Source organism: uncultured Marinobacter sp. (assembly GCF_963974375.1).
Classification (GTDB): Bacteria; Pseudomonadota; Gammaproteobacteria; order Pseudomonadales; family Oleiphilaceae; genus Marinobacter.
Genome location: NZ_CAXBDN010000228.1, coordinates 1 through 7,010, shown reverse-complemented (window position 1 = coordinate 7,010; position 7,010 = coordinate 1). Strand labels below are relative to the sequence as shown.

Annotated in this window: 6 protein-coding genes; 2 read left to right on the top strand and 4 right to left on the bottom strand. The window is 61.7% G+C overall.

Annotated elements, in window-relative coordinates; all coding sequences use genetic code 11:
* Positions 1 to 1,155 (top strand): Na/Pi symporter (locus AAC035_RS16475; RefSeq protein ID WP_339806078.1); only part of this gene is annotated, 1,155 nt, incomplete at its 5' end.
* A gap of 1 nt (position 1,156) precedes the next feature.
* Here the strand turns inward: AAC035_RS16475 and AAC035_RS16470 are convergent.
* The 4 genes from AAC035_RS16470 to AAC035_RS16455 all read right to left on the bottom strand — a co-directional run bounded on the left by AAC035_RS16470 (position 1,157) and on the right by AAC035_RS16455 (position 6,556).
* A complete protein-coding gene (locus AAC035_RS16470) occupies positions 1,157 to 3,196 on the bottom strand; it encodes a hypothetical protein (protein WP_339806076.1) in 2,040 nt (679 codons plus the stop codon).
* 19 nt (positions 3,197 to 3,215) lie between these two features.
* Positions 3,216 to 3,611 carry an ectoine synthase gene (locus AAC035_RS16465; protein ID WP_339806074.1) on the bottom strand — a complete coding sequence of 132 codons (396 nt, stop codon included), beginning with the start codon at positions 3,609 to 3,611 and terminating at the stop codon, positions 3,216 to 3,218.
* A gap of 70 nt (positions 3,612 to 3,681) precedes the next feature.
* Entirely contained in the window at positions 3,682 to 5,139 is a 1,458-nt protein-coding gene (locus AAC035_RS16460) for a GTPase/DUF3482 domain-containing protein (RefSeq protein WP_339806072.1), read from the bottom strand.
* Positions 5,129 to 6,556 (bottom strand): DUF2868 domain-containing protein, encoded by a 1,428-nt coding sequence (locus tag AAC035_RS16455; RefSeq protein WP_339806070.1) that lies wholly within the window; start codon positions 6,554 to 6,556, stop codon positions 5,129 to 5,131. The genes AAC035_RS16460 and AAC035_RS16455 overlap by 11 nt, the downstream gene beginning before the upstream one ends.
* Positions 6,557 to 6,596: 40 nt before the next feature.
* On the opposite strand from AAC035_RS16455, the gene AAC035_RS16450 reads away from it, so the two are divergent.
* On the top strand, positions 6,597 to 6,959 hold the full coding sequence (locus AAC035_RS16450; RefSeq protein ID WP_339806068.1) for a DUF6164 family protein: 363 nt from the start codon (positions 6,597 to 6,599) through the stop codon (positions 6,957 to 6,959).
* The last annotated feature ends 51 nt before the right edge of the window (positions 6,960 to 7,010 follow it).

The following is a 7,010-nucleotide window of genomic DNA, read 5'->3' as shown; positions in this document are numbered from 1 at the left end:
GGTCTGGATCTGCTCAAGGAGTCCCTTGGCGGTTTTGCCGGTGGTTTCAGTGACACGGTTGCCGAGGGTGAGACCTACCATTGGGCCATGTACCTGGTAATCGGTTTCGCGATCACCCTGCTGACCCAGTCCTCCAGCGCCACCCTTGCCATAGTGCTTACCGCTGCCGGCACCGGCGTCATTTCGCTTGAGGCGGGTGCGGCGGGCGTTATCGGTGCCAGTCTCGGCACCACCTCCACCGCCGCTGTGGCCGTGCTCAATGCCACCTCCAATGCCCGTCGGCTTGCCCTCAGTCATATCCTGTTCAATCTGGTGGCCGGGTCTGTGGCACTGCTGGTGTTACCCTTGCTGTTGTGGGTCGCGGGTCTGATGGCGGACTGGCTCGACATGGAAGGTAGTCCGGCAATTCTGCTGGCGGCCTTTCATACGCTGTTCAAACTGCTGGGCGTTGCCATGCTGCTGCCCCTGGTGCCCTGGCTCTCGCGGCGTCTGGAACGTTTCTTCCGCAGCAGTGAGGAAGATATCTCGCGTCCCCGCTATCTGGATAATACCCTGGCCAGTGCCCCGGAGCTGGCCACCGAAGCGCTGGGTCGGGAGCTTGCCCGCATGCAGCAGCTGGTGGCAGGCCTGGTGCACGTGAGCCTGACCCGGGAGGGCATGACAGAAGCGGCCAGCAAGCGTCAGACCTCCGCTGTCCATGAGCTTTACCTGGCTGTTGCGGGATTTGCCGCCAGGGCCCGCACTGAACGGCTGTCTCCGGAAGTGGTTGAGCAGCTATCAGTGGCGGTGCGCACCGGGCGCTATCTGGATGAGATGGCGGAGCAAATCGGCAGCGCTGTGCGCCTGCGTCATAACCGGAGAGCGCTACCGGAGACTACCGCCCGGTTGCTTCTGGATCAGTACCTGCAGATGGTTGGCCAGTTACTGGGTCCGGAGCCACATCCTGATGCCAGCCGGGAACAGGCTGGCGAGATTTATCAGAAGCTTAAAGCCGAAGTTTTACGGTCGATGGTGAATCGCGAGGTCAGCCAGGAGATTGGCCAGCAGGTGCTGGACGATCTGAGTGACCTGCGCAGAATGCTTGATCAGGGTCTCAAGGCCCGGGCCATGCTGGAGCACCAAGGCCGTACCGGGAATTCCTCCGCGGAGGAATGAGTCAGTGCTCCTTGCCGGCTGCGGGGGTTTTTTCCGGGTCCGCCGGATGTTCCGGGATTGGCTCCCGGGGTGGGTATAGCAGCCCGATGGGACGTTCCCGGACCACCTCGACCCAGGCCCGGAACAACTGGTCCGGGCGCGTGATTTTCGCGCCCCGGGCGCGCAGCGCAACGTTCAGGGCGAGGGTGAAGCTGATCACCAGATTGACCAGGCCAATCAGCAGCGCAAAACCTACGAAGGCCGCAAAGGCTGCCGGACCCGGATTGAATACCGACATGGCGTAGCCTACGTCCGCTGAGGAAAAGGCCACGTGGCGGATATCAATGGGCAGGTTGAGCAGGTAGCCGATGTACCCGGTGGTGCCCAACAGCACCCCGAATACGAAGTTGCTGGTCAGCGCGCCATAATTGTCGTGCAGGTAGCGGGCAAGTCTGATCCGGGTCTGATCCGGCAACAGCCGTTTCAGCAATGGGTGGACCTCCAGCCGACCGGACAGGTTGATGTAGTCGGCCCGGTTATCGAAGAAGCCCGCTACCAGGCCGGACAGGAACAGCCACACGCCAGCGATAGCGGCATACACCAGTGCCAGACTCTGCCAGGGATGGATCCCGTTCAGGATGTAGTCGTACCGGGCCGAGCTCAACAGGGGCAGGCCGTTGAGCTGCAGGTACAGCCAGCCCACCAGCATGGCGACCGCTACGGCGGCAGCGACGTTGCCGACAATCGCCACAAATTGCGTTCGCCCCACCTTGACCAGCAGTTCCGCCAGCATTCGCGCATTGGCGCGGCCGTGCTCCCCCTGCTCTACCTTGGCGGCAATGTTGGCGGCTGTCATGGCGGGTTGTTTGGTGGCCACCGTGCAGTGAATGATGTGGATAAACATGAAGCCGAGACCATAGTTCAGACTGACCAGCACGGTTTCGGTAAAACGTTCAAAGCCCAGTTGCAGAATCTGGATTTTTAGCAGCGCCATAAAGGCAATGACCACGCCGCCACCAAGTCCGGAGGCCAGCATGTGGAAGTATTCGTGGCGGCTGCCGGCAATATAGTGGTCACCCCGGTCACTGGAGTTTTCGGTCACACTGCGGGACACCAGTTTGATGTTCTGCTGCCACAGGGCGGAAACGCTGTGACGTTCGGCATTGGCCTGCACCAGTTTACGGAACAGCATAACCGCCTGTTCGATCCGTTGTTTCTGGTCGTAGGGGTGGAGGACGTCCAGCAGGTTGCCGATTCGTTCCAGGGTCTGGTTCAGTCGCTCCAGCAGGTGCGTCAGACCAATACTGCTGCCGCGGGTCACGGCGAGCTTGCGCAGGCGCTCAATTTCATCTTCGCACTGTTCCAGCAGCACCCGGACGTGGGCGTCATCATAGAATTCGTCGGGGTTACGTTCGGACTCCATCCAGGCCCGGTAATGTCGGGCGTAGACGGCCAGTTCCCGTTGCAGGGCAACAAAGGCAGAGTCCTTTTCGACTATGCGGGGGTCAAGACGGAGTATGCCGGGCTCCAGCTCTTCGGCGGCAATCCAGATGGACAGCAGCTCGGTGGCATAAAGAACGTCGAAACAGATCTTGTCGGTGGCCTGGCTGGCCGCGCTGGGGGAAAATCGCCACAGGGTCCGGAACAGGCTGAACCAGGCTGATCCGGGTACTTCCATGACCCATTCGGTATCCGACCGCTTGCTGAAGACCAGCGTGAACACGTCCTTCACACTGTCGGGGTCGGCTGGTGCAGGATTGATCCGCTCGTAAATCCGTTCACCGAACTCTTTCAGAAAACCTTTGCGGGAAAACAGGCCAAGGCTGGCCAGCAACTGAAAGAACCGGGCGGAATTCAGCCATTCCTGGAGCTTGCCGGACAGGCTGTGATGCAGGTCCAGGTTGTCCAGAAGGGCCTGTTCAAGACTGGCAATGCGCCCTGCCACATCGTCGGAGGTTTCCCCCCGGGCGGGTCGCAGCCAGTTTGTGATCATCACCAGCGCGTCTGTAGCGCTCAGTTCGTCGTCCCGTGACAGTTGATTGAGCAGTTCAGCCAGTGACAAATGAGCGGTTCCCGAGAGGTTAGTCTTCGCTGGTGTCCGGCAGATAAGCACCGTCTGCGTCGTGCACTTCCTGGCCGGTAACCGGTGGGTTGAAGGCGCAGATCAGGCGCATGTCTTCAGTGCCGCCACGAAGGATGTGCTTGTCGTGCTTGTCGAGGGCGTACAGGGTGCCATCGCTGATCTCGTGGGTCTCGCCCGTTGCAAGATCGGTAATGGAGCCATTGCCAGCGACGCAGTATACGGCCTCGAGGTGATGCTTGTACCAGAAAGTGTGTTCGGTGCCAGCGGGAATGATGGTTTCGTGAAACGAAAAGCCCATCCCGTCCTTCTTCAGCAGCAGGCGACGACTGGTCCATTGCTGGGCGCTGACTTCCTGTTCGGTACCGATGATGTCCTGAACTCGTACGATTTTCATGGTCTTTCCTCAGGTTGTGGAGCGAACGGTAAATAGTCCAACTGAAGGACACAGCCCCACAGTATAAACACTAGTTACCGGGCGGATTCAACCGCCAGGCCTGATATACGTCGAGGGCACGACCGATAATCCGGGCCAGCTGGTGCCATTCTGTCGTGCCGGGTTTACGCCCCTTGCGAAGCTGGTTCAACAGGTTCTGCAACTGTTTCCGGTCAGTTTTTTCAAGGTGTTCCAGCCAGTGACTGTCGGTCGGGGGAAGTTCAAGGCGATCTCTGCCGGCGTGATTGCGCTGACTGATGTGCCACCAGTGATCCACCGCCCTGCCCAGTAAAATATATCCGAACTGGAGGTCCTGTACCGGGCCGAACGTGGCGGTCTGGAGTTCGGAGGTGCCTTTCAGGGGTGTCAGCTTTAACGCCTGTACCGTCAGTTTGTCGCCATAAAAGTAGCTGCCTGCCGCCCCGATCAGGCCACCGATAAGCGCCCCGGTCCCGAGGGAGCCGCCGAGGGTCAGCGCATCGATTCCGGCTCCGCCAACGGCGCCGGCACCGAAGCCGGCCGTGGCCAGATAGCCTTTGCTGACCGCCCAGGCCTGGCGACTGCGTTCGCTGAACAGGTCGTGCCTTTGATGCCAGCTCAGTTCCGCTTCCTGACGCTGGATCCGGTGGTGTTCGTAGAGCGCTTCGATGGCTTTGCGCAATGTCTGCTCGCGCTGGCGCTGATGGTGATACCAGCGGTCCCGTAGCTGTGCCTCCAGGGTATCCCTGCGATTCTGCTCGTTGCCTGTGATTGCGGCCGGCAGGGTGAGGGAGGCCTGATACTGCATCATTTCCACCAGCGCAGATGCGATCAGTTCGGCCGCCTGTTGCTGACGCCGGGTCCGTTGCCGGGTCAGGTGGCTGGCGGTTTCTTCAAGCGCGGCTTCCCACTCCGGGCGTAGCTGGCCGAAGGCCCGCAGCAGACTCAGGTGCTGGGAAAACGGAGCGCGGACCGCATCAAAAGCTCTGACAATCTGGAAAAACTGACCCAGGGCGGCCTGCCAGGTGGCGGTATGGTCATCGCTGCCGATCCGGTTAATCAGCGCCAGGCTGGGTTGTCCGGTCCAGCGCAGAATGGTCATTTCGGCTTCGTGCTCGGCGTTGTAGGGCACTGAACCATCAACCACATAGATGATCCCGGCACCCTCGATCAGCGGTGTCAAAAGCTCGCACTCGTCGTGGAAGCGTGGGTTGTCCCGGTGCTGGCGAACAAAGGCTGCCACCGTTTCGGCCCGGTCGGACGCCGACAGGCTGTGGGCCTCCAGCCATTCCAGTACCCGGCGCGGCCGCTGGAAACCCGGGGTGTCGACCAGGGTATAGCGAACCTCGCCGTCCACCGTCAGCGGATACCGGTGACTCTCGCGAGTGGTGCCGGGTTCCAGGGCGATAGCGATAGCGTCATTCTGGGACAGGGTGGCGACGACACTGGACTTGCCCCGGTTGGGGTGACCCACCACAGCGAAGACCGGCGGCATGGTTTCAGCGATCATAGGTGTCAGTTTCCCTGTTGCCTGAATTGTCACCGGAAGCAGGAGGCGGAACGTCTGCAGAAGGGGCGTGACAGAGGATCAGGTCGGATACACCGGTGCGTCCGATCAGCCGTTGCCATTGTGCCTGCTGGAACGCGTTCAGCGGCTGGCCGGGAGCCTGGCCCAGGGGCAGCAAGGCCAGCTGCAGCCCCGGCAGGGCTGCCCGGGTTTCCTCCAGGAAGTCTGCCAGCTCTGCTGTTGGAGGTTCCCAGCCCCGGGCAATCACCACCAGGGCACGGTCCGCTGAACTCCGTTCCCGGGCAAGGTGGGCAAGAGCTTGCTGATCATCGGCCAGGCGCTGGCGGCCGCCGGCGGCAACCAATACCGCGGGCGATTCAACCAGGGTATGCAGCTGTGCTTCGTCACCGGCACCGGCCCAGCGAACCGCCAGCCGGGAGGCCGGCAAGGGTCGGGTTTTGCCGGTTTCATGATCGGGTACCACGCCACTGTCGGGGGTGTTGGCCCCGGTTTCCAGCAGCGGGGATTCCATCCGCCATTGCAGGGCGGCCATACCGGGATGCTCCGCCAGAGTCCGCCGGCTTTTGACGTGCAGATGCCAGCGTGCCAGCGTCAGCAACAATGCCCTTGGCAACACCACGTAGCTGAGCCAGGTCATGGCAATGAAGGGCCACCAGGCACCCCAGCGACCGGGATCAGGGCTGGCGCTGGCGTCGCCCAACCGATAGAAACGGGTGTCCGCTACCAGCTCTGGGGTGGGCGCGGCGGCGGGTAGCCAGCCGGCCCAGGGGCTGGCCACTGCGCTGACCAGTCGGTGATAGCTGCCGACGGCGGTATCCAGGGTGGTGCTCCAGCCGAAGGCGAGATCCTGAATCACTACCGAGAACAGCAGGGTGACCAGGCCCGCGACCGCAAAGGCCAGCCCGCCAGCCTGGGCGTTCAGGGTCATCAACTGGGGTTTCAGAGGTGCCAGCGGGGAACTGGCGGCGGCCCTGGCGCGGTTCTGCAGCCAGCTGCTGAGCAATCGCCAGGGCTGCCAGCCTGCCAGCCCCTGGGTCGCTGTCAGCAGTGCCAGCATCAGTTGCAGGGCGACCACGCCAAGAATCACGGTGACGTTGATCTGCTGGCCACCGTCGTAAAACAGCATGCCGGACATGGTGAGAGCGCCAAGCACCGCCCCGGCAAGCAGGAACAGGTGGCGTATTCGCTGCCAAAGCACCAGGCGGGAATCGGTTTTGCCGGCGCCGTGCTGGCCGGCAAAGCTCTGCTGGCGTTGCAGCCAGTGCTGATAAGACCAGGGCTGGTCGTCATGATCGAGCGCGTAGCGCCGGTCGCGCCGGTGTAAAAAGGCCGGCGTCTGCTGCTGGTCGCGCTGAAACTGATCGTCAAAGGCCAGCAGTGTCTCAAGTGTGCCGGGCATAAGGTATCCTTGTGCAACGATTGCTCCCGGAGTGTAACCGATGCCTTACCATTTGATGAATCTGCGTCATGTGCCGGACGATGAGGCGGAGGAGGTCCGCGCCCTGTTTGATGAGCACGAGGTTCGCTATTACGAAACACCACCCTCATTCTGGGGTATCAGTATGGGCGGCTTCTGGACTCATGAACAGGACGAAGCGGAGCGGGCCAGGTCGCTGTTGCGAGACTATCAGCAGCGACGCCACACCCGGCAACGTGAGGCCTGGAATGAAGCTGTCCAGTCGGGTCACGGTACCGGGTTCTGGCATCAGTTCCGGCGCAAACCGTTGACGTTCCTCGCTGCTCTGGTGGCTATTGCGGTCATCCTGCTGTTCAGCCTGGCCCCGTTTCTGGGACTGGCCTAGTGTCCCGTCTGGTTAATTCGTTGACCTACTGCGTGCCGCTGGGACCTCTGG

Coding starts and splice junctions, on each gene's coding strand:
- AAC035_RS16465 (WP_339806074.1), bottom strand. CDS start 3,611: ATGAAAATCGTACGAGTTCAGGACATCATCGGTACCGAACAGGAAGTC.
- AAC035_RS16460 (WP_339806072.1), bottom strand. CDS start 5,139: ATGATCGCTGAAACCATGCCGCCGGTCTTCGCTGTGGTGGGTCACCCC.
- AAC035_RS16455 (WP_339806070.1), bottom strand. CDS start 6,556: ATGCCCGGCACACTTGAGACACTGCTGGCCTTTGACGATCAGTTTCAG.
- AAC035_RS16450 (WP_339806068.1), top strand. CDS start 6,597: ATGCCTTACCATTTGATGAATCTGCGTCATGTGCCGGACGATGAGGCG.